Raw genomic sequence first — 22,886 nt, 5'->3', positions numbered from 1 at the left:
ACGAGTGCCAAATTTTAGCCAAGCGGTGTTAAAAAAATAGTAAAAAGGTGAAATTTGGGCATAAATTTAAAAATTTAGTAAAAATTTTAAAAACTAAAAGCGATTTTTCTTTATAATCACCCAAAAATCAAAAAGGGAAAAAATGCTTTTAGAACAGCCGCTTTTTTATTATGAAGCGATTAGAGAAAAATTTAAAAATAGCTATTTAGCTGAAGATAAGACACAGACGATAATTGGCATTGATTGCGATTATATAGATGAAAAGGATATGGATTTTTATGGACTTAGAAGCTACTTTGATACAAATAGCAACAAATCACTAGCTCCTTTTGCGGGACTCTTTGGTGTTTTTGCTTATGATGGTGTGAGATATTTTGAATATATCGGAGAAGAGAAAGCTAAAAAGTATGAATTTCCAAAATTTATCTATGCCGATGCAAAGGCCTATCTACACTTTGATAAGATGAGTAAAATTTATACATTCTATGGAGATAAGAAAAAATATTACGACTTTTTGCTTGATGCGAAAGTTGAATGCAAAAGTAAAGAGCAGAGTAAATTTAGTATAAGAGCTGATCTTAGTAAAGAAAAGAAACACTTTGAGGATATGGTTGAATTAGCAAAAGAGTATATAAGAAGTGGCGATGTCTTTCAGGTGGTGCTTGGTGAGTTGCTTGAAATTTCAACGAATATGAGCAGTTTGGAATTTTATAAAAAGCTCTCACTTACAAATCCAAGCCCATATATGTTTCATTTTCCTACACCTTATGGCGATGTGGTTGGCTCTTCGCCAGAGCTTGTTTTTGAGATGAAAAGTGAGCAAATTTTTGTGGCACCAATTGCAGGCACAAGGCCTAGAGGAAGCGATGCAAATGCAGATGCAGCACTTGAAAGTGAGCTTTTAAGTGACGAAAAGGAACTGGCTGAGCACAAAATGCTAATTGATCTTGCTAGAAATGACATCGGCAGGGTTTCGGAACCAAAAAGCGTAGCTGTAAAAAATGCTATGCATATCCAAAAATATGAAAAAGTAATTCATATCGTAAGCGATGTCTATGGCAAGTGCGCCAAAGGGCTTGATCTTTTTGACGTCTTAGCTAGTATTTTTCCAGCTGGCACGCTAAGTGGTGCCCCAAAAATAAGAGCTATGCAGATAATCAATGAGCTTGAAATTTCTGAGCGAAATATCTATGGCGGCGGCATTGGATTTTTACATTTTAATGGCGATGCTCAGGTTGCTATTCTTATTCGATCAGCCATATTTGTGCCAAGTGAAAATGGCTTTAGTGATGTATTTGTGGGGGCTGGAGCTGGTATAGTTTATGACTCAAAGAGCGAAAGAGAATACGCCGAAATTTGCCATAAACGAGCAAGCGTGCTAAATGTATTTAAAAATAACGCAAAAGAGTTTTAGGCGTTAAACTTAATAAATTCATAAGAGCTTTTGGCATAGCTAGTGCCCATAGAATCGATTTGCTCTCTTACTGTAGCTGAAAGCTCTGCTTTTGTGATATTTTTAGCTAGCACTTTTACAAAAGGAAATTCACTTCTTTCTTGTGCGCCAAATATCAGCACTCTTGTATCAACCTTTTGGCTTTGTCTTATCTTATCAACAACTCTTGTTAGCTCTTCGTAGTTGAAGCCTTTTACGTTTTCATCTATAAGAACGATACCGTAAGTTTTGGTTTTTATCTTTGTTAATAGCTCATCAAAGCTATTTGTGGTTTCAAGTGTGTTGTAAAATTCTCCTAAAGCTGAGCTAAATATTTTATTTTCCATTGGCGATTTCTTAAATAAAATAATATTTTCGCTTTTTGCTAGATAGCTTTCGTCTATTGCAATCTCGCCAAAATTTGGCAAAAATTTTCTAAAAATTTGAGCCAGTTCGTCGCTATTTATTGGCGTTTTTATATAAGCATTAAAGTATTCTTTGACACTCTCTCCATCTATATTTGAAGTATTTGAAAGCATTAGTATAATTGGAATTTTCGCATTTTGTATGGCTGCTTTTATAAGATCAAGATTTTTTTGAAGGCTATTTTTTTCAGCTTCGAAAAATTTTGAGCCAACAAATATAAGGTCAAAATCGCCCTGCTTTATGGCTTGTTTTAGATCTTTTTTATTACAAACTCCCACAACTTCACAGTTAAATTTACTAAAACCACTTGCTGTTATACCTATGTAAATTTCATTAGTATCGCAGATTAAAATTTTTGGTTTATCGTTTAAATTTTTATTCATGATATCAGCTTCGCCTAAGCAAAGTAGCCTTGTGATGCTTAATGGAGTTAGCGGATCTTTTAAAATGAGCGGATTTTTAATATCTTGACCTTGCTTATTGGTGTTTCTTAAAAATATAGCATCATAATTTTTTGTAATAGATGGATTAGCACTTGTTAACATATCCACTTTGAGCCCAAGGTCTTTTGTAGTCTGCTCAAAAGCTTCGTTGTAAGCGACATTTACGTCTTGTAAGAATGCTAATTTATGATTGCATTTTATATCAAAGTCTTTATAATTCGATGTTGTTTTAAAAATGACTACAAATTTAAACTCATTGCCAATACTTGGAAACGAGTTAATCTCCAGCTTACTTTCTAAATTTTTTAAATAAATTTGAGCGATTTTTAGATAAAACTCGCTCTCATCATTATTTAAGCTATTCTCATCATCTGAAAATATATCTGAAATTTGCTTTTCACTCATGGCAGCTGAGCTATTTTTTATGCTAAAGCTTACAGAACAAAGTCCGCTTCTATCAAACTCTTTTTGAACTTTTTTGATAGCGATGATAATATTTTGATGTCTTAAAGACATTGATAAAGATGCCAAAAAGATAGAGTTAAATGCGGTTTTTAATGAATTTAGATTTCCTTCTAGTTCATTTGTAAGGCTTGGATCAAGGTAGCTTATAAAATTTATCTTTTTGCTTTGCGAATAGACGATATTTGCTTGCAAAATTTCTTCAAAGCTTTTTTGAGGATCAAATATCTCGGTTTTATTGCATTCGCTATATTTTTTAACATTTGAGATATTTTTAGCATTGTTATAAAGCGAGGTCATGATATTTGCATTTTTTTCTATCGTGTCTATAAATACTTGCTTTTTGCTATTATTTGTTTCTATTTTTAAAGCCGCGGTCGATGTAAAAATTTCCTTATTGATAGACTCTAGCTTCTTGCTAACTGATAAAATATATCTATCTTTTATCTGAAAAAAGCTGCTATCTTTTATATAGGTTTCTTTTAGATCTTCATAAGCTTTTATAAGCTTTGATATCGCATTATCCGCACTTGTCTCTTTTGATGATAGGATATAGTTTGATATGTATTTTGACTTATCGATAAGTACCTTTAAAAATTTCAACCTAGCAGAAATACCAAGCAAAGATAAAATGAGCAAGCCACAAAGTAAAAACTCGAAAAAGGTCTTTATGCCAAAGTTTATTTTCTCGCTCTCGGTAAGTTCTAGTAGCTCATTTTTTATGTTTATGGCACTATCTAATAAAAGTATAAATTTATCATCTTCATACTGTTTTATTAAGATGATATCTTCGATATTTAGCTTTTCAGAAAATGCGATCTTGGCTTTAGCTTCTCTTATTTTTTTAGCTTGATAGTTGGCTTCAAACTGATTAAAGTCTTTGTAAATATTCTCTTTTAGCTCACTTTTTGGAAGCATATCAAGATTTGGCGTGTTGTCCTTTACGGAATATATATTTTCTCTCACATCATTGTTTATTGAAAATAAAAGGCCATTTATAAAGATATTTTTTACGTAGTATTTAGTATTGTTTGCTAAAGAGAGTTGATTGTAAATTTTACTTAAAGTTGCGGCATAAGCTTTTATTATAAGCGGAAAGTCTCGGTCTAAGTCTTGTTTAAAATCGCTATCTATTTCTCCATTTATATTTTGGAAAAATTCGTAAAATAGTTCATCAAATTTATCATTTTGGTTTAGATTTGCTAGCAATTCTTTTAATTTATTTACATTTCGTATCTCAGTGCGATCGTCTTTTCTTATAGAATTTATAAATTTTTGTGTATTTTTTAAGGTGCTATCTCGCAACTTTTTTATATCTTCTTGGCTTTTGCCTATTAGCGTATCGTGCTCTTGTATTACAGATCTTATAGTTTGAAATACTAAGGATTGTTTATATAGTTTTTCATTTAGATCTTTTAGATCTGTAAAATTTTTATAGCTTTCATTTCCGCTATATGCGCAAAAGATCGCTGAAATTATTATTGGCGCTAGCAATATATAAAATTTATTATTTTTCATTGATACTCTTTTTGCTATATTTTTTGACGATATTTTCTATCTCAATTAGTCTTTTGGTAAAAAGAGACATCTCTTTCATCTTTCCATTTTGATTGTTATCTAAAAGAGCATTAAGCTCATTTGCTAGATTATTAAGCTTTAAATTTAATGCAGCTTCTCTTATCTCATCTACGTATTTTTTGAGCATTATCTCATCTTTTGCAATTATGGCTGATTGGATCTGGATAAGAATTTCTCTTGCGTTATGCAAAAATATATTTAAATAGGATGCAAAATCTTTTTTATTTAAATTTAGTATTTTAAGCGATGTTTCAAACCAGGAATCATCGATAAGTGATTGTGTCTGTGTGTCAAAAAGATACCATGCGTTTAGTTTAAAAACAGGCAGTCTTAATGTAGGTTTTACTTTTACTGCTGCTATTAGATTTTGGTTGTTTATTATGTCTTGCTTCTCTAAAAGAACGATAAAAAATTTTTCACCATTTTTTAAAATAGCATTTTGCAGTCTCGCTTCTAGTAAGATCGCACCACCATCTTTTCTTTTTAAATTTACTCTAGCACTATTATCTTTCGTATTTTGTAAAAATTCTAAGAAGCTGTAGTTTGTACTTTCTTGGCTTGTTATGACTAGCTCGCTTATATCTTTGTATTGCAACAAAAAATCATCTAAACTATCAAAACCCAATAGCTCAAGTGAATCTTGCGTTATCGCAGATATTTTTAAATTTTCATCATATATTATCACTTCAAATTTCCTTCTTTGAGTACTGCAAGCTTTTCTGCTACGCTTTTATTTGTTATTTTTGCCACTTCGTCTAAATTTGCTTCGCTGATTTTATCAAAACTTCCGTAAAAGCTTATTAATTTCGCGATACTGCCCTCAGATACACCAGCTTGCTTTAGAATTGATCTTTGCATATCGTTTTTCTGCCTTGTTTTTCTGTGAAAACTGATGACAAATCTATGGCTCTCATCACGCATTTTTTGGAAAAACTGCAGCTTTTTATCGCTCGTGCTTAGGCTAAAACTGCCATTTTTTGTATAAATTTTATCCTTTGCCTCGCCCTTTGCACGGTGAGCTTTGGCATCTATTTTTTCTTTTGAGATAGCGATGATATCGACGTTTGCGCCACTGCTTGCTAAAATTTCACAGGCTAAATTTAAAAGCACCTCGCCGCCGTCAATGACCCAAAGATCAGGTGGGCTAAGCTTGTCAAACCTAAGCGCCCTAGCTGTTAGGCTCTCTTTCATCTGATCGTAGTCGTTTTTAGAGTTTAGATGCATGTGGCGGTAGTTTTGCTTCGCCCACTCGCCGTGTTCATAGCGCACCATCGCTCCGACACTTGCCTCGCCAAAAAGGTGTGAGTTGTCATATGCTTCGACCACATAAGGCGTGTGAGCTAGATTAAAGTACTCTTTTATCTCATTTAGTAGCTCATTATCGTGCATTTTTAGATATTTTTCGATGCTAACTTCGGCGTTTTTGGTGGCGATCTCACAAATTTTACGTTTGTCGCCTATTTTTGGGCAAGTGATGCTAAATTTACGCCCAAACCTCTCGTTTAAAATCTCCTCCACCAGCTTGCTATCTTCAAAGTCCTCGTGTACGTAAATTTTGGTCGTGATTATCGGCTGACCGGCTATGAAGCTTTTTAAAATAGCCTGTTTATAAGCCTCGTTTTTCTCGTCATTTTGGGCGTTTTTAGCCTGCGTGATATCGGTTTTTACGCCTGTTATCTTGCCACTTTGCACGCTAAATCTCACCGCACAGATCATATCGTGCACGCAAGCGACCGAGTATGCCTCAAAGTCCTCAAGCTTGGCAAGATCGACCTCGACCTTTGTTTGCATATTTTTAAGCGTTTGCATCTTATCTCTAGTCGCGGCTGCTTGCTCGTAGTCTTCGGCCTTGGCGTAGTTTAGCATGAGCTCTTCAAGGCGAGCGATGAGCAAATTTGGATTTTGTAAGGCCGCGATAGCTTCGTTTACGATCTTAGCGTAGTTTTCTTTTGAAATTTTGCCTTCACACGGGGCATAGCAGCGTTTTAGCTGATAAAAAAGGCAGGCTTTTTTGCCTTTGATGCAGGATTTTTTCTGAACGAGGTTGAAATTTAGATAAAGTGCCTCAAGTAGCTCGCTAGCTCCACTAAAATATGGCCCAAAATAGCGGATATTCGAGCCTTTTACCACCTTTCTAGTGATCTCAAATCTTGGAAAATCATCATTTAAATTTATAAAAATATAAGGGTAGGTCTTGTCGTCACGAAGCAAGATGTTGTATTTTGGCTTAAGCTGCTTGATGAAAGAATTTTCAAGTATTAGAGCGTCTGCTTCGCTTGGTGTGACGATGTATTCAAGATGCACCGCCTCGCTTATCATCTTTGAAATTCTAGGGCTTAGTTTTTCAGCCGGAGCTAGGCTTGGGGTAAATTTAAAGTAGCTTTTGACCCTATTTTTTAAAATTTTGGCCTTGCCAACGTATAAGAGTCTATTTTGCGCGTCAAAATACTGGTATACGCCAGGCTCGTTTGGAAGCGTTCTTATCTCGTCTATTAGCATCTTGCCTGCTTATTTTTCTTGAGCAAAATTTCTCTTAGCTCTTCAAATTTTTGGTGTATTTGCTCGTCTTTTGCTAAATTTTTAAACTCGCCTTTACTAGCTGGCGCATAAAAGATGGCACTTTGCTCTTTTTGATTAAAAAATTTTAAAAATTTGCTCACGACAAATCTTATATTTTCTTCTTTTTTGTTCTTTGTATAGTTGATTTCGTTAATAGGTTTTGGAGTAAGAATGCTGTTAAAAACGCTATTTTTATTAAAATTGCAAAAGGTTTTTAATAACCTTTTTATATCATTTATACTACTATCACGCCTAAGCTCTAAAAGCCCAGTGGGATGAGTAAGAACAAAGGTCAAAACACCTTCTCTAACGTAGCAAAAAGCTATATAAAATCGTTTTGCTTTCCCCATAAGCTCTAAAAGCTGTTGGCACTCATTTGCCATGCTTAATTTTTCTTTATACAAAGGATTTTCGTGAATAGTATTTATCAAAAATTTAGCGTTTTTCATGGGCTTATCTTATCATCTTTTATTTTAATTTTTACTCTTTTTGCATTTAGCGGTTGTGGCTATAAAGATGATCCATTTTATGGAAATGCTCCAGTAAAAGAAAAGAAAACTGACAAGATAAACAAAATCTAGTAAAATTTTCGTATTTAAATAAAAATGTAATGTAAGCTTAATAATTTTAACTAACCTAATTTTTAGGCTCATTTAAGTAATATACCAAGATTTTTTATTCTACAAGGAGAGTATAATGAGGTTTTTTGGACTTCTAGGCTTGTTTTTCGCGATGGCTTTTGGTGCTGATGGAGAAACCGCAGCTATTGACTTAACTACTACATGGGCAGGAATTTTATCGCTTATAATTTTTGTTGTTGGATATTTTTTTATAGCAGCAGAAGAAAATTTCCATATCGACAAAGCAAAACCTGCTATTTTTATCGGTACGTTTATGTTCCTACTTATCGGTGTTTATATGCTTATAAATGGCATGGATGTGCATTCGCTTGAACATGAGGTAAATCACCTGATTTTAGAGATCGCTCAGATAGTATTTTTCTTGATGGTGGCGATGACATTTATCGAAGCACTTATAGAAAGAGACGTATTTAACGCACTTAAATATAATCTCGTATCAAAAGGCTATACTTATAGAAAGCTGTTTTGGCTAACTGGTATTTTGGCATTTTTTATAAGCCCAGTAGCTGATAACCTAACAACAGCGCTTATTCTTTCAACCGTTCTTCTAACGATAGATAGAAATAATACAAATTTCCTAGTGGCTGGTGCGATAAACATCGTCGTTGCAGCAAATGCAGGTGGAGCATGGAGTCCATTTGGCGATATCACTACGCTTATGGCTTGGGCTGCTGGAAAAGCGCCGTTTGTCGATTTTTTCGCACTTTTCCCAGCATCTATCGTAGGTTGGTTTGTAACGGCATTTTTACTTTCTCGCGTGGTGCCAAGTACTGCACCACATTTTGATGTGGCAAACGAGCCAAAAGTGGTTATGAAAAAAGGCGGTAAAGCGGTTATTTTTATAGGCGCATTTACTATCTTTTGTGCAGTTATGATGCACCAGCTTTTTCACTTACCAGCGATGTGGGGCATGATGTTTGGTTTCTCACTACTTAGTCTTTATACTTACTATTTCAAAAAAGCTCACAAAAGCGAAGAGCCAATGCATGTATTTCACTATATGTCAAAGATCGAAAACAACACACTATTTTTCTTCTTTGGAATTTTAGCTGCAGTTGGCGCTCTTCATTTTGCTGGATTTTTAAATTACGCTGTATCGCTTTATGATAAATTTGGCTCAACTGCTGTAAATATTGGCGTTGGCTTCCTTTCAGCGATCGTTGATAACGTCCCTGTTATGTCAGCTGTTTTAAAAGCAAATCCAGCAATGGGAGCTGATGCAGGCGAGGCAATGAGTCAGTGGCTACTAGTGACACTAACTGCTGGTATCGGCGGTTCGATGATCAGCTTTGGTTCAGCAGCTGGTGTTGGAGTAATGGGTAAATTAAAAGGAATTTATACCTTTGGTGCACATATGAAATACGCTTGGATGGTGGTTCTAGGATATATCGTATCGATCATTGTTTGGTATGTGCAGTTTGAAATTTTTCATATCTATTTTTAAAAGGTTATAAATGAACAATACGATTATAGTTTTGGATTTTGGTTCGCAATACACTCAGCTAATAGCTAGAAGGCTAAGAGAAGAGGGCGTCTACACTGAAATTTTGCCATTTAATGCAAAGCTTAGTGAGATAAAAGCGAAAGAGCCAAAGGGTATCATTTTAAGTGGCGGTCCAGCTAGTGTTTATGCTAAAGATGCTTATTTTTGTGATAGCGGTGTCTTTGAGTTAAACATCCCTATACTTGGCGTTTGCTACGGCATGCAACTACTTGCTCACACGCATGGGGCTGAGGTTTTAGCAGCTGATCAAAAAGAGTATGGCAAGGCTGAGCTTAGCGTTATTAAAGAGCATGAGCTATTTAAAGATACACCTTCAAAACAAATCGTATGGATGAGTCATAGTGACTATGTAAAGGACTTGCCAGAGGGCTTTGAAGTGATCGCTGTTAGTGAGAATTCACCTTATTGTGCTTTTGGCGATGATAAACGTAAATTTTATGCGATACAGTTCCACGCAGAGGTGCAACATAGCGAATACGGCACGCAAATTCTAAAGAATTTCGCTAAATATATCTGCGGCTGCGAGAGTACATGGAATATGGGAAGCTTCGCTAAAAATAAGATAGAAGAGATAAGAAAAATAGTAGGCACCCACAAGGTACTTTGTGCAGTTAGCGGTGGTGTGGACAGCTCTGTGACTGCGGCACTTTTAGCGGCTGCTGTGCCTGAAAATTTGATCCTTGTTTTTGTTGATAACGGACTTCTTAGAACAAACGAAAGAGAGCAAGTTGAAGCTACATTTAGAACAAAGCTTGGCGTTGAGCTAGTTAGCATAGACGCGAGCGAGACCTTTCTTAGCCGCTTAGCTGGTGTGATTGATCCTGAGAAAAAACGTAAGATCATAGGTGAGACCTTTATAGAAATTTTTGAAAAAGAGGCTAAAAAGCATGGCGATGTGAAATTTCTAGCTCAAGGCACTCTTTATACTGACATCATCGAAAGCTCAGTCGTTGGCTCAAGCAAGACAATAAAGAGCCACCATAATGTTGGCGGTTTGCCTGATTGGATGACATTTGAGCTAATAGAGCCACTAAGAGAAATTTTTAAAGATGAGGTTAGAAAACTAGGCCTTGAGCTTGGACTAAGTCGCGATCTAGTTTTTCGCCATCCTTTCCCAGGGCCGGGCCTTGCTATCCGCATAATGGGCGAGGTGAATAAACCAAGTCTAGAACTACTTCGCAAAGCTGACGTGATCTTGCGAGATGAGCTAAAGAGCACTGGCTGGTACAACAAAACTTGGCAGGCATTCTGCGTACTTTTAAACGTAAATTCAGTCGGCGTAATGGGCGATAATCGCACCTATGAAAACGCTGTTTGCGTGCGCGTAGTAGATGCGAGTGATGGTATGACCGCAAGCTTTTCAAGGCTGCCTTATGATCTACTTGAAAACGTAAGCCGCCGCATCATAAACGAGGTAAATGGCATAAACCGCGTAGTTTACGACATCTCGAGCAAACCGCCCGCAACGATAGAGTGGGAGTGAGAAGGTAAAATAATACAAGATGGGACATATCAAAATATCTTTGTTATATAAATAGATTTAAGGGAGCTTATTTTGTTTTATTTTTCAGAAAGTGAACAAATTTATGATTCAAGAACAGGTAAATATTTTGGTGAAGTTTTAAACACCTATTCAAATGGAAATTATCGCTCATCTATAGTTATGTTATATTCAGTAGTGATATGTGATTTAATTTATAAACTTCAAGAGTTATATGATATATATAATGATAAAAAAGCAAAAGGAATATTGGAAACTATTGAGAATAGCAAAAATAATGGCAAGACAATTTCTGAGTGGGAGAATACTTTATTGGAGAAGATTACCAAGGAGACAAAATTAATTGATAAATCTACAGAAGAAACTTTGAGACATTTGAAAAATTTGAGAAATTTATCATCGCATCCAGCATTAAATGATAATTACTTTTTGTATGAGCCTGATAAAGATACAACAATAAGTCTCATAAGAAATATTTTCTTGAATATATTTATAAAACCTCCTATATTTATCAATAATATTATCGAGATGTTGAGTGAAGATATGAAAAACAACAAGGATATATACAAATTTGCTCCAGATGAGTTAGAGCCATTTTTAAAGAGAAAATATTTTGAAAAGATGCACATTTCTATGGTGCAAAGTGTTTTAAAAGCTTATTGGAAATTTTGTTTTAAATTGAATAATGATGATTGTAAAGAAAATTTATCAATCAATTTAAAAGTATTCAACTTTTTATTGAAAAATTATTTTTATGATCTTAAAAACTTTATAACTAAAGATAAAGTTTTTAAAGATATTGAAAAAGATAGAGCTTTTGCTCTTTGCAAGATTCTTTGCAAGCATCAAAATCTTTATGCTTTGATAGGCGAAGATGTGAAGATAAAAATTGATAAGGAAATTAATGACAATGATAATGCATTTTTTATTTCATGGTTTAAGTCAAATAAGAGAAAACATTTAGAAGAAATAGCAGCTTATAAAAGATATGGTAATGTAACAAACGGTGTTATTAAACTTGCATTTGAAGAATATGCAAACGAAGGCCTCAAAAAAGAGTTTCTGGATATCCTAATCAATATATTTTTAGAAAGCAGTAGTTTTGACTCTGCAGATAAGAATTTTGATATATGTATATCGCCATATCTGGAAAAATTTGATTCTACACAGTTTAAGAATATCTTAAATGGCTCAAATAAGAATAGCCAAATTTATGATAGAAGAAAGTCTTATGGGGATAATAATAAATTAATTTCAGCATCTTTAACTTTTAAAAAACTAGATGTTAACTATGATTTTAAGCAATACAATAATCTAAAATACGATAAGGGTATTTTAATTGAGTAAATAATAAATTGGCAAATATTTAAAATTTGCCCATCCTCCAAAGCGGATATGAGCTTGATAAGTCTAAATCTATAGCTACTCTTGCGCGAGGTATCGCAGTGCAGTCTGCCCCACTCAGACATCGTCGTAAAGGGGCAAGACTGGAACATTAGCTTTGAGCGAAGTATCATCAAATTTAGCAATGTTTATGGATAATTTTAAATTTACAACATAGTAGTATGAGGTAAAATATGTCTATAATTAAATTTAATTTTTACTAAGTCAAATTTGCGCAGCTTTGGCGCAAAAAGATAACCTCTATCAACAAAACCTAAAACCATTTTCGCTACAATGCCTTGTAAATTTTATGAAAGGGCGAAAAATGAGTAAAATTTACAACCTAAACGCCGACACGAAAGTGATCGCTAAAAGCGTCGTTAGCAAGAGAATTTTTGATTGCAAGAATGCTCACGTCGACGTGTTTGCCTTTGACGCGGGCGAGGAGCTAGATCATGAGATGCTATTTTGCGACAGCCTCGCGTGGGTCGTAGAGGGTGGCGCGAGCTTGCACTACGGCGAAAAGCAGATGCGCTTAGGCGGTGAACAAGCCTGCCTGATAGAGAAAAAAGTGTGGCGAAAACTAGTTTTCAACGAACCGACGAAATACGTCTCAATTGATTTTAAGGAGGATTTAATGATAGATCATTTACCTAAGGCAGCTATTTTTAGCTTAGTTGATGCAGTCGAATACGAAAAAGGCAAAATCGTGAGCAAAACGCTTGTAAAGAACGAAAACGGCTCAATGTCATTACTTAGTTTTGACACAGACCAAGAGCTCTCAACTCACGCAGCTCCAGGCGATGCACTACTTATCGCACTTGATGGCGAGATGAAGCTAACTATTGGTGATGAACATTTTGATATCAAAAAAGGCGATACCATCGTGTTACCAGGCAAAATACCACACGGATTAAAGATAAAAGATAAATTTAAAATGCTCTTAATCGTCACTAAAGACAAAATGTAATACTAAGCCCTATTTTTAGGGCTTTTCCTTTATAATAACAATAGTAAATTATACTTAATAAAGCAAAAAGTAAAACCATAATATAATCGCTCCAAAAAAAGAAAAACTATGAAAAAAGAAAATTCCGAGTTATTTTTATTGCTATTTTTAGGCGCTCTCTCTGCCTTTGGACCATTTGTTACAGATCTTTATTTGCCAGCACTTCCGGCTATTACCGAGTGGTTTAAAACAAGTGTTACAGCTACGCAATTAACGATCACGACATCAATGGCAGGCTTAGCCATAGGCCAGCTAATAGTTGGCCCAATAAGTGATAAATTTGGCCGAAAACTGCCCCTTACCATCTCGCTCATCGTCTATACGATAAGCACTATTTTTATATTTTTTGCACAAAATATCCAGTTTTTTATCTTTATGAGAATTATTCAAGGGCTTGCGAGTGCTGGTAGCTTAGTCATCTCAAGAGCCGTTGTGAGCGACCTTTATAAGGGTCACGAGATGACTAAATTTTTTAGCCTTATGATGGTCGTAAATGGTCTAGCCCCGATACTTTCACCAATTGGCGGTAGTTTGCTGCTTAAATTTACCGACTGGCGTGGCATCTTTATGGCGCTTACTATCATTGGCATTTTGCTTTTTATCGCAAATTTTTATTTCAAAGAGAGCTTAAGTCAGTCAAATCGCTTAAAAATGCCTTTGCTAGTGACTTATAGTGTTTTTGGCAAAATTTTAAGAAAGAAAAAATTTATGCTTTTTGTAAGCATTCAGACATTTGCGATGGGTGCGATGTTTGCTTATATAGCGTCATCTTCGTTTATCTTTCAAGAATTTTATTCTCTAAGCCCAGTAAGCTATAGCTTTTGTTTTGCTTCAAATGGTTTAGGGCTTGTTATAGGAGCAAGGCTTGCTAGTCTTTTAAATGAGAGAAAAGCGCTCAAAGCTGGGCTTTTTGGCACCTTGTTTGCTAGTGTTTTTATTGCTTTCATGCTTTGTTTCAAATTTGAAGTGATCGGCGTTATCATCGCATTTTTCTTGCTTTTGCTCTTTACTGGCTTTATCTTACCAACGGCCTCATCACTTGCGATGAATGAGGGCAGAGAGTACGCTGGTTCGGCCTCAGCGATACTTGGATTTTGCCCATTTTTCTTAGGCGGCGTCGTCTCTCCGTTAGTTGGGCTTGGTAATATATTTTACTCGACTTCTATTGTTATTTTAGCCTGCACATTACTTGCTTTGATATCTTTTTTAAGGTTAAAAAGAGTTGCGTAAAATTTATCTTATTTCAAATACAAAAACGGCTGATGAGAGCGTTGTAAATTTAAGCGTTAGCAAGATCGAGTTTTTGAAATTTGAACTAAATTTAAGTGAATATGATGTGCTGGTAGCTACTTCTAAAAATGCTTTTAATGCATTAAAATTTAACAATATAAAAGCTATAAATTTGCCAGTCTTTGCCATCGCAAATAGTTGTACGGCAGCCGCAAGAGAGTTTGGATTTAGTGAAATTTACACCGGAAAGAACGCTCACGGAGACGACTTTGCAAGAGAAATTTTACCACTTTTAAAGGGCAAAAAAGTTCTTTATCTAAAAGGTAAAGATAGTGCTTCAAATTTCTTAGAAATTTTGCAAAATGGCGGCGTAAATATAAAAGCGATCATCGCCTATGAAAATGTCTTAAATCCTTGCAAAATGGGGCTAAAACCGCCAAAAAATAGTATCTTGATCTTTGCTTCTCCACTAAATGTCAAAAATTTTCTTAATAATTTTGACTGGGATGAGAGCTATCAAGCAATAAGCATTGGAAAGGTCACTGCAAAAGAGCTAAAATTTACCGAGCCAATAGTGAGCCAAAGTCAAGATATAAACGCCTGTATCGCGCTTGCCAAAACATTACTTTAAGCAAAGAATTTATATAATTTTATTGCCTGAGTGAAGCGAGTCAGCATTTTACGGGGTCCAACACTTTTTTGTTAGCGAAAAGGTATGGATGCCTTGTGATGTGGCTTCGTTTGAGTCTGAAAAGGCGAGAAGTTGCAACCGTTTGGTATCCATCTATTTGCAAGATTGGCTTTGTTTATGGGCCACTCTTCTATGCGACGCCCACTCGGGTTTTTAAATTTACGGAGATGAAATGAATATTCTCATAATAGGAAGTGGCGGCCGCGAATACGCCATTGCTCTAAAACTAAAAAAAGAAAAAAATATAAATTTATACTTTGCGCCTGGAAATGGTGCGACCTCACGCCTTGGCGAGAATTTAAACATAAAAGACTTTCATAAACTAGCTGAATTTGCTAAAAAAAATAGTATCGAGCTAACTATCGTGGGACCTGAAGCACCTCTTAGCGAAGGCGTGGCGGATATCTTTAAAAAAGAGGGTTTGCTCATCTTTGGACCAAACAAGGCAGCTGCTAGACTTGAAGCCAGCAAGGCCTATATGAAAGACTTTTTAGCTAGAAATAACATAAAAACCGCAAGATATTTAAACACAGATGATAAAGAAAAAGCATTTAAATTTATTGATACCTTAAGCGCGCCGATGGTCGTAAAGGCAGATGGTCTTTGTGCTGGAAAAGGCGTTATAATCGCAAACTCTAAAGAGGAGGCCAAAGAGGCAGTTAATGACATGCTAAGTGGAGCTAGCTTTGGCGAGGCTGGTAAATTTGTTGTTGTTGAAGAGTTTTTGGACGGCTTTGAGCTTAGCTTTTTTGCTATTTGTGACGGCGAAAATTTTGTAAGTTTGCCAGTGGCACAAGACCACAAACGCTTGCTAGATAACGACGAAGGTCCAAATACTGGCGGCATGGGTGCTTATGCTCCAAGTCCGCTTGCTTCAAAAGAGCTGATAAAAAGGGTCGAAGAAGAGGTTGTAAAGCCAACTTTAAAAGGGATGAAAAACGAGGGCAGTCCATTTTGTGGAGTACTTTTTGTGGGACTGATGATCGTGAAAAATGAGCCTTATGTACTTGAGTTTAACGTCAGATTTGGCGATCCTGAGTGCGAGGTCTTGATGCCGTTAATTGACGGAAAATTAAGCGAAATTTTACTAAATGCTGCAAAGGGCGAGCTAAAGCCTATTAGCTTAAAAGATGAATTTGCAGTTGGCGTTGTGATGGCTAGTAAGGACTATCCGTATAAAAGCAGCCCAAAAGCTAAAATTTCAGTTTTAAATGATGTAAAAAATGCTCACATCGCTTATGCTGGTGTTAGTGAGCAAGATGGAGAAATTTATGCAGATGGTGGCAGAGTATTAGTCTGCGTGGCCACTGCGAAGAGCATAAAAGAGGCACGTGATAGAGCTTATGAGCTTTGCGAAAATGTAAAATTTGACGGAGCACATTATAGAAAAGATATTGCCTGGCAGGCATTAAAATGAGTATGCAGATAGTTGAAAAACTTGAAAAAGAAGAAATTTCGCTAGCGCCATTTTCAAAAAGAGTGCTAGCTTACTCAATTGATGAATGTATTGTTTCTTTTTTGTTTTTGATCATTTACTGGGATGCCTTTTTGTCGGTTATGAGCTATGATGAAGCCAGAAATTTGACTTTAAATTTCTTTTGGCAAATAGTCGCACTAAAGATTATTTATCATACATTTTTTGTTTGGTATTATGGCGCGAGTCTTGGGCAAATGCTAACAAAGACGATGTGCATTAATGTAGAAATTTTAGATAGACCAAATTTTATTTCAAGCCTAGTAAGAGCGATTTTTAGGTTAGTTAGTGAAGCTTGTTTTTATCTTGGTTTTGCATGGGCTTTTGCAAATCCAGCTAGGCAAACTTGGCAAGACAAAATAGCAAAAACAGTGGTGATAAATGCGTAAAATTTTATTTTTAGTTCCGATTTGTATTTTAAATCTAAGTGCAGCTGTGCAAGATGTGCAGCTTCTGGCTGATGATGTAAAGCAAGATAAAGGCATCGTAACAGCAAACAAAAACGTCGTTGTATATTCACAAGATTACCTTGTGACAGCTGATTGTGCAGTTTATGATCAAAATAATTCGATTATAGAGCTTTTTGGTAACGTCAACATGATGAAGGGCAAGAGTGAAGTCTCTCGCTCAAACTATGCAAAGCTAAATTTAAAAAATAATGACGCTGCTTTTGAATCGCTTTTTATGATGAATAAAGACATGGAAGTGTGGATGAGAAGCGATGAGAGCAGCTCTGATAGTGAGTATTATAGAGTAAAAAAAGCGATGGTTTCAAGCTGTAATGTCCAAGATCCTGACTGGAGCATCACCTCAAGCTCAGCTATGCTAAATAAACAAAGCAAATTTTTACATCTTTTTAACCCAGTCTTTCGTATAGCTAATGTGCCAGTTTTTTATTTGCCATATTTTGGTTTTTCAACAGATACCACAAGAAGAACAGGTCTTTTACCGCCTGATCTTGGATACGGAAAATCTGAAGGCTTTTATTACAAGCAGCCGATTTATTTTGCGCCTTATAATGAGTGGGACTTCGAGCTTGATCCGCAGATAAGAACAAACAGAGGTGCTGGAATTTATGGTGCGTTTAGATTTACTGAGTCGCCTGATTCAAGGGGCGAAATCAGCTTTGGCTCATTTACTGATAAAAACAGCTACCAAGCCAAGCAAAAAGGAGAGACTTCAAATAAGGCCGAACTAAAAAATAAAACACATAAAGGCATTGGACTAAAATACGAAAGAGATAAGCTTATAAGATACCTTAGTGAAGCGGATTTACAAGAGGGAATTTGGATAGACGCAACGAAGCTAAATGATATAGATTATTTAAATTTAAAGGGCAGGGATGATGATTATGATTCGCTTGTAACTTCTAAATTTAACTACTTCATCGCAAATGACGATCATTATTTTGGTGCTTATGCAAAATACTACATAGACACTGAAAAGATTGGCTCAAAAAATGAGAACAAAGACACGCTTCAAGAGCTTCCATCACTTCAGTATCATAAATTTACAGATGATATTGTCTTGCCAAATATCTTATACTCGCTCGATCTTCAGTCACATAGATATGATAGAAAGATAGGCGTTAGAGCGACTCAGTATGAATTTACGCTCCCAGCTTCAGTGCATGTGCCACTGCTTGATGATAGCTTAACATTTTCATTTTACGAGTATCTATACGCATCAAGAATAAATTACGAGAATAAGATAAATTCATTTGATGATAAAAGAGAAGATAAGCATACAAATTTTGTAAATAATTACCATAAATTTGCCCTTCACACTGACCTTGCAAAAGCGTATGAAAGCTTTTATCACACTCTAAATTTTGGAGCTGAATACCTACTGCCAGGCTATAGAAAAGGAAATTTAGATGATGAGTTTATCTATGATAAAAATTTAAATGAGTATGAAAATTTCTTGGCTCAAGGGCAGAGCAAAGAAGAAATTTCTGGTTATTTGACGCAGTATTTCTTTAACTCTAATGGTAGAAAGATTATAAAACATAGTATTTCTCAAGGATATTACACAAAAGAAGATGAATATTCGAATTTAAAAAATGCTATCTATCTATATCCATTTGAAAATTTAAGCCTTTATAATAAGCTTGAGTATTCACACAAGAGCAAAGAGCTTAAAAAGATACAAAGCGGACTTTCATACACAAATGATCTATTTTGGCTAAATATGCTTCACACCATGAAGAAAAATGATAGCAAAATAAAAAATAGTGCGACAAAAGATAGCTATTTTACAAGTGGTCTTGGAGTAAAATTACCTCATCAATACAGCCTTATTGGCGGCTGGCAATATGATATTGAGCGAAGCTACACAAAAAGCTGGAGAGTTGGTGTGCTTCATCAAAGAAAATGCTGGAATTACGGGATAATTTATCAACAAGATGTCGAGCCAACAACAACAATAAACGGCTCAGCATCAACTAGAAAAAATGGTATCTATTTCACGATAAATTTCTATCCAATGGGCGGTTTGCACTATGACTTTTCACAAAGTAGTACAAAATCGAGTGCCAACTAAATGATAACGGCTAAATTTAAGGATCAATTAGAAGCAGCTAGCAAGCTAATTGAAATTTTGCCAAAAAAAGAGCTTGTAGATAAAAAGACGATAGTTGTTTGTATGTCGCTTGAGTCAGTTATACTCGCAGATGCAGTTTGTAGAAGTTTAAATTTAAGCTACGAGATGCTCTTTAGCGAGCCAATACCTGCGCCAAATAATAGCGAATGCGACGTTGCAATAGTTAGCGAGACAGAAGATATAGTATTAAATGATAAACTTATAAAAGCTTTTAATATAAGCTATGACTATATTTACGGCGAAGCACATAGAAAATATGAAGAGAAAATTTTAAAAAACGTTTATAAATACCGAAAAGGAAATTTGATAGGAGAGCTAAAAGATAAAAATATTTTACTAATCGATGAGGGGTGCGAGACTGGTATGACGGCACTCATTTGCATAAAGACGTTGCTTGATGTGAAGGTAAAATCCATCTCATACGCAACGCCAGTGATTGCTACTGATGTCTTTGCAAATTTAAATGATATGGTTGATGAAATTTACACGATAAACAAGATCGTTGATTTTATCGATGTAGATTCGTATTACGAGAAAAAGATCGAAGCTACGAGTGAGCGTATCATGTCAATATTAGAAGAGAGCCCTTATTATTTGCCGTTACAAAAACAACAAGGAGATAAAAATAATGCAATATAGTATAGAAGTCAATAATCAGGTTGAAATTTTTGACCTTAATAAAGTAGCAAAACAAGCTAGCGGAGCGGTACTTTTAAGGGTGAAAAATACCGTAGTTTTAGCAACTGTTGCAAGAGAGGATACGCAAGTTGAGGAGGATTTTTTACCTCTAACGGTGCAGTACATCGAAAAAGCTTACGCCGCTGGTAAAATTCCTGGCGGTTACGTTAAGCGCGAGACAAAGCCAGGCGACTTTGAAACGCTAACAGCTCGCATCATCGATAGATCTCTTAGACCGCTCTTTCCAAAAGGTTACGCATATCCTACTCAAATAGTGGTAATGGTGCTTTCAGCTGATCCTGAGGTTGATTTGCAAGTTGTTGGACTAAATGCGGCGTCAGTTGCACTCTATCTTAGTGATATCCCAGTAAATCGCCCAGTTTGTGGCGTTAGGGTTGGCTACATAGATGAAAAATTTGTGATCAACCCAAGCAACTCTGAACTAAAACAAAGTGCGATAGATCTATACGTGGCTGGCACAAAAGATGAGCTTTTGATGATCGAGATGAGAAGCTTACCTCAGCAAACTACGCAGCTTATCCCAATGGTCGCGATCGAGCCGATGATAGATCCGAGCTTAAGTGATAGCATGGCTCAAAAACAGCTGATGAATGAATTTAGCGAAGATATGATGGTTGAGGCGATTGATTTTGCTGGTAAGGCGATACTAAGAGCTAGCAGTGCTTACGAAGAAGCTTTCAAAGAGCATAAAAAAGAGGATGCTGCGCTTGAGTTAAAACCTGAAATAGAAAATGAAAATATCGCTATTTATATCGATAAATTTTATAAAGCTGAAGTCAAAAATGCGATCAACCAAATGGCAAAAAGCGAGCGTGCGAGCGAACTTAGCAAGATTGCAAAACAAATTTCAAGCGATGAGGTAGCTCAAAAAGAGGGCTGGGATGAGGCTGTCATCACAAATGTCCTTGGTAAATATAAAAAGAAAATCGTTAGAGAGCAGATCATAAACGAGGGCGTAAGAGCTGATGGACGTGGTCTTGAAGAGGTTAGGCCTATTAGTATCGAAACAAATGTGCTTCCAAATGCACATGGCTCATGCCTCTTTACAAGAGGACAGACACAAGCCCTAGTTGTCACTACTCTTGGCACTGACAGTGACGCTCAAATGTATGACATCCTCACTGAAAAAGTACCTTTTGTAGAAAAATTTATGTTTAACTACAATTTCCCAGGCTTTAGCGTAGGTGAGGCAAGCCCACTAAAAGCTCCTGGTAGACGTGAGCTTGGACATGGAAATTTGGCCAAACGTGCCCTTGCACCAAGTATCGATCTAGCTTCGCCATACACAATAAGAGTCGTTTCAGAAATTTTAGAGAGTAACGGCTCAAGCTCGATGGCTAGCGTTTGCGGTGGCTCGCTCGCACTTAGAGCAGCTGGCGTAAATACTTTAAAACTTGTCGCAGGTGTCGCTATGGGTCTTATATTTGAAGGCGATAAGCATGCAGTGCTAACAGATATCATGGGACTTGAAGATCATGACGGCGACATGGACTTTAAAGTAGCAGGTACAAGTGATGGTATCACAGCACTTCAGATGGATATAAAACTTGGTGGCATTAGTCTTGAGGTGCTAAAAGAGGCACTTTATCAAGCAAAACGTGGTAGAGAGCATATCTTATCTTTGATGGCAGAAGCGGATAAAAATATAAAAATAAATGAAGATGTGCTTCCAAAGCTTGAACTATTTAGTGTTGATCCAAGCAAGATCGTAGACATCATCGGACAAGCTGGAAAAACCATAAAAGAGATCATTGAGAAATTTGAAGTTTCAATCGATCTTGATAGAGAAAAAGGTGAAGTTAAAATCGCAGGTGGTGCAAAGAAAAATGTTGATGCCGCAAAAGATTACATCATCTCTATAACCTCAAGAGATAGTGGACGTTCATTTGGTAAAAAGCCATTTAAACATGATAAGGAGCGAGCAAAGCCAAATTTTAATATCGGAGATGAGTTTGTAGGAACTGTAAAAAGTGTTGTTGATTTTGGCGTGTTTATTGAGCTAAAAGATGGCATTGATGGCTTGCTTCATATCTCAAAGATAAAAAGCCCATTAAACGTAGGTGATCAGGTCAAAGTATGTGTGAGCGAGCAAAAAGGAAATAAAATTTCGCTCTCTTTGGTTGAATAAATTTTAAAGGACAGATGATGAAATACAAAAAGTTGCTTTTTCCAATAGGAGCTGGAGACGATATCGAGCCAAGAATTTATGGTGCCCTAAAGGTTGCTCAGTGGTTTAACACACATATGGAAATTATGACTTGCCAGCTTGATCCAAGCGTAGTTTATAATATGAAAATGACGCTTCGTGGAGGAGTGCTTTTTGAAGAATTTCTAAAATCAGCTAAATCTGAACTAGCTGTCGAGCATGAAGAGAATGAGAAAATTTTCAATAAAATTTGTGCTGAGCTTGGCATAAAAGTAACTAGTGAAATCATTGAAGATGTTTGCACTGCAAATTTTACGATTCACAGTGGCAAAAGAAGCGCCATAGTTGAGCAAGAAAGTAAATTTTGTGATCTTGTAGTGGCTGCTGTGCCACTTGATGGAAAGATCACTGGCACATTTGAGTCAGCTGTTCTAAAAAGCGGTAAAAATGCGATTGTAATCCCTAGAAAAATGCGTGAGTTTAAAGCTGATAATATCCTTGTTAGCTGGACTGGTACGACACAAAGCTCAAGGGCATTAACAGGCTCGATCGATCTTTTAAAAAAGGCAAAAAAGGTTCAGTGCATTACCTCAAAAGCAAGCCTTGGCGATAATGCTGAACTAAATCTTAAAAAGCTTGAAGAGTACTTCAAAATTCATGGCATATCAGCCACTTTTGAAGTAATCGCTACTACGATGATACCTGGTGAAGCACTTTTGAAAGCAGCTATTGATAGAAATGCTGATCTAATCGTTGCTAGCAGATATGGTGAAAATGGTCTTATGGAAATGGTGCTTGGCGGAACATCAAGATTTTTCTTAGAACACACAAATATCCCAGTTTATCTATAATGGATTGCGGCTTGGTCCGCGATCTAATTCTTTTTCGCTTTATAGATTTTAAAATTCCATTCACTCGCAAGAAATGACTACTAAATTTTGGCTTCACTGACCGCTTAGCTCAAATTTTAGAGCCGAAATTACTCGTTCATGAAATTTTAAAATTTACAAGACCTTAATAGCATAGTGCGTTAGATGACGGCGCGCTTTGTTCTTAGCCACAAACTACAAATTCTATAAATTTTAAAGCTTCCATTAAGTTTTCATC

The 22,886-nt window shown here is 36.0% G+C and carries 18 protein-coding genes; 14 read left to right on the top strand and 4 right to left on the bottom strand.

Annotated features, from left to right (window positions below; genetic code table 11):
- Positions 1 to 142: 142 nt before the first annotated feature.
- The gene (locus tag CCON33237_RS07210) at positions 143 to 1,414 is read left to right on the top strand and encodes an anthranilate synthase component I family protein (protein WP_054197013.1); all 1,272 of its coding nucleotides are present in this window, start codon (positions 143 to 145) and stop codon (positions 1,412 to 1,414) included.
- Here CCON33237_RS07210 and CCON33237_RS07205 read toward each other — a convergent pair.
- Genes CCON33237_RS07205 through CCON33237_RS07190 form a run of 4 tightly spaced genes read right to left on the bottom strand, consistent with a single transcriptional unit; the run spans position 1,411 to position 7,283 of the window.
- Complete coding sequence (locus CCON33237_RS07205) at positions 1,411 to 4,281, bottom strand: response regulator (RefSeq protein WP_054197012.1); 2,871 nt, start codon at positions 4,279 to 4,281, stop codon at positions 1,411 to 1,413. The two genes, CCON33237_RS07210 and CCON33237_RS07205, sit on opposite strands and share 4 nt — an antisense overlap.
- On the bottom strand, positions 4,271 to 5,026 hold the full coding sequence (locus CCON33237_RS07200) for a hypothetical protein (protein WP_054197011.1): 756 nt from the start codon (positions 5,024 to 5,026) through the stop codon (positions 4,271 to 4,273). The genes CCON33237_RS07205 and CCON33237_RS07200 overlap by 11 nt, the downstream gene beginning before the upstream one ends.
- Complete coding sequence (gene uvrC, locus CCON33237_RS07195; protein WP_054197010.1) at positions 5,023 to 6,840, bottom strand: excinuclease ABC subunit UvrC; 1,818 nt, start codon at positions 6,838 to 6,840, stop codon at positions 5,023 to 5,025. Before uvrC ends, CCON33237_RS07200 begins: the two co-directional genes overlap by 4 nt.
- Positions 6,834 to 7,283, bottom strand: a complete 450-nt coding sequence (locus tag CCON33237_RS07190; RefSeq protein WP_054197425.1) for a hypothetical protein — start codon at positions 7,281 to 7,283, stop codon at positions 6,834 to 6,836. Before CCON33237_RS07190 ends, uvrC begins: the two co-directional genes overlap by 7 nt.
- Positions 7,284 to 7,313: 30 nt before the next feature.
- Here CCON33237_RS07190 and CCON33237_RS09670 point away from each other — a divergent pair, with 30 nt between their 5' ends.
- The 13 genes from CCON33237_RS09670 to CCON33237_RS07130 all read left to right on the top strand — a co-directional run bounded on the left by CCON33237_RS09670 (position 7,314) and on the right by CCON33237_RS07130 (position 22,630).
- The gene (locus CCON33237_RS09670) at positions 7,314 to 7,481 is read left to right on the top strand and encodes a hypothetical protein (RefSeq protein ID WP_021091736.1); all 168 of its coding nucleotides are present in this window, start codon (positions 7,314 to 7,316) and stop codon (positions 7,479 to 7,481) included.
- A 115-nt stretch (positions 7,482 to 7,596) separates the two neighbouring features.
- Positions 7,597 to 8,985 (top strand): sodium:proton antiporter NhaD, encoded by a 1,389-nt coding sequence (gene nhaD / locus CCON33237_RS07185; protein ID WP_054197009.1) that lies wholly within the window; start codon positions 7,597 to 7,599, stop codon positions 8,983 to 8,985.
- A 10-nt stretch (positions 8,986 to 8,995) separates the two neighbouring features.
- Complete coding sequence (gene guaA, locus CCON33237_RS07180; protein WP_054197008.1) at positions 8,996 to 10,528, top strand: glutamine-hydrolyzing GMP synthase; 1,533 nt, start codon at positions 8,996 to 8,998, stop codon at positions 10,526 to 10,528.
- 72 nt (positions 10,529 to 10,600) lie between these two features.
- Positions 10,601 to 11,893, top strand: coding sequence for a hypothetical protein (locus tag CCON33237_RS07175; RefSeq protein ID WP_054197007.1), 1,293 nt, complete (start codon positions 10,601 to 10,603; stop codon positions 11,891 to 11,893).
- A 361-nt stretch (positions 11,894 to 12,254) separates the two neighbouring features.
- The gene (locus CCON33237_RS07170; protein WP_054197006.1) at positions 12,255 to 12,899 is read left to right on the top strand and encodes a cupin domain-containing protein; all 645 of its coding nucleotides are present in this window, start codon (positions 12,255 to 12,257) and stop codon (positions 12,897 to 12,899) included.
- A 108-nt stretch (positions 12,900 to 13,007) separates the two neighbouring features.
- Entirely contained in the window at positions 13,008 to 14,168 is a 1,161-nt protein-coding gene (locus CCON33237_RS07165; protein WP_054197005.1) for a multidrug effflux MFS transporter, read from the top strand.
- Complete coding sequence (locus tag CCON33237_RS07160) at positions 14,161 to 14,799, top strand: uroporphyrinogen-III synthase (RefSeq protein WP_054197004.1); 639 nt, start codon at positions 14,161 to 14,163, stop codon at positions 14,797 to 14,799. Before CCON33237_RS07165 ends, CCON33237_RS07160 begins: the two co-directional genes overlap by 8 nt.
- A gap of 232 nt (positions 14,800 to 15,031) precedes the next feature.
- Positions 15,032 to 16,276, top strand: coding sequence for a phosphoribosylamine--glycine ligase (gene purD, locus CCON33237_RS07155; protein WP_054197003.1), 1,245 nt, complete (start codon positions 15,032 to 15,034; stop codon positions 16,274 to 16,276).
- Complete coding sequence (locus CCON33237_RS07150) at positions 16,273 to 16,722, top strand: RDD family protein (RefSeq protein WP_054197002.1); 450 nt, start codon at positions 16,273 to 16,275, stop codon at positions 16,720 to 16,722. Before purD ends, CCON33237_RS07150 begins: the two co-directional genes overlap by 4 nt.
- Positions 16,715 to 18,874 carry an LPS-assembly protein LptD gene (locus tag CCON33237_RS07145; protein ID WP_054197001.1) on the top strand — a complete coding sequence of 720 codons (2,160 nt, stop codon included), beginning with the start codon at positions 16,715 to 16,717 and terminating at the stop codon, positions 18,872 to 18,874. Before CCON33237_RS07150 ends, CCON33237_RS07145 begins: the two co-directional genes overlap by 8 nt.
- Positions 18,875 to 19,573 carry a phosphoribosyltransferase family protein gene (locus tag CCON33237_RS07140; RefSeq protein WP_054197000.1) on the top strand — a complete coding sequence of 233 codons (699 nt, stop codon included), beginning with the start codon at positions 18,875 to 18,877 and terminating at the stop codon, positions 19,571 to 19,573.
- Positions 19,563 to 21,761, top strand: coding sequence for a polyribonucleotide nucleotidyltransferase (locus tag CCON33237_RS07135; protein ID WP_054196999.1), 2,199 nt, complete (start codon positions 19,563 to 19,565; stop codon positions 21,759 to 21,761). Before CCON33237_RS07140 ends, CCON33237_RS07135 begins: the two co-directional genes overlap by 11 nt.
- 17 nt (positions 21,762 to 21,778) lie before the next feature.
- Positions 21,779 to 22,630: a universal stress protein gene (locus CCON33237_RS07130; RefSeq protein WP_021091781.1), complete on the top strand. Its 852-nt coding sequence runs from the start codon at positions 21,779 to 21,781 to the stop codon at positions 22,628 to 22,630.
- The last annotated feature ends 256 nt before the right edge of the window (positions 22,631 to 22,886 follow it).

Source organism: Campylobacter concisus, assembly GCF_001298465.1.
GTDB classification, from domain to species: Bacteria; Campylobacterota; Campylobacteria; order Campylobacterales; family Campylobacteraceae; genus Campylobacter_A; species Campylobacter_A concisus.
This window is presented reverse-complemented; position numbering and strand designations above follow the sequence as displayed.

Bases quoted from the DNA above. Each gene is read 5' to 3' on its own strand.
- purD (WP_054197003.1), top strand. From the start codon at position 15,032: ATGAATATTCTCATAATAGGAAGTGGCGGCCGCGAATACGCCATTGCT.
- uvrC (WP_054197010.1), bottom strand. From the start codon at position 6,840: ATGCTAATAGACGAGATAAGAACGCTTCCAAACGAGCCTGGCGTATAC.
- nhaD (WP_054197009.1), top strand. From the start codon at position 7,597: ATGAGGTTTTTTGGACTTCTAGGCTTGTTTTTCGCGATGGCTTTTGGT.
- CCON33237_RS07210 (WP_054197013.1), top strand. From the start codon at position 143: ATGCTTTTAGAACAGCCGCTTTTTTATTATGAAGCGATTAGAGAAAAA.
- CCON33237_RS07135 (WP_054196999.1), top strand. From the start codon at position 19,563: ATGCAATATAGTATAGAAGTCAATAATCAGGTTGAAATTTTTGACCTT.
- CCON33237_RS07205 (WP_054197012.1), bottom strand. From the start codon at position 4,281: ATGAAAAATAATAAATTTTATATATTGCTAGCGCCAATAATAATTTCA.
- CCON33237_RS07140 (WP_054197000.1), top strand. From the start codon at position 18,875: ATGATAACGGCTAAATTTAAGGATCAATTAGAAGCAGCTAGCAAGCTA.
- CCON33237_RS07190 (WP_054197425.1), bottom strand. From the start codon at position 7,283: ATGGCAAATGAGTGCCAACAGCTTTTAGAGCTTATGGGGAAAGCAAAA.
- CCON33237_RS07170 (WP_054197006.1), top strand. From the start codon at position 12,255: ATGAGTAAAATTTACAACCTAAACGCCGACACGAAAGTGATCGCTAAA.
- CCON33237_RS07165 (WP_054197005.1), top strand. From the start codon at position 13,008: ATGAAAAAAGAAAATTCCGAGTTATTTTTATTGCTATTTTTAGGCGCT.
- CCON33237_RS07150 (WP_054197002.1), top strand. From the start codon at position 16,273: ATGAGTATGCAGATAGTTGAAAAACTTGAAAAAGAAGAAATTTCGCTA.
- CCON33237_RS07130 (WP_021091781.1), top strand. From the start codon at position 21,779: ATGAAATACAAAAAGTTGCTTTTTCCAATAGGAGCTGGAGACGATATC.
- CCON33237_RS07145 (WP_054197001.1), top strand. From the start codon at position 16,715: ATGCGTAAAATTTTATTTTTAGTTCCGATTTGTATTTTAAATCTAAGT.
- guaA (WP_054197008.1), top strand. From the start codon at position 8,996: ATGAACAATACGATTATAGTTTTGGATTTTGGTTCGCAATACACTCAG.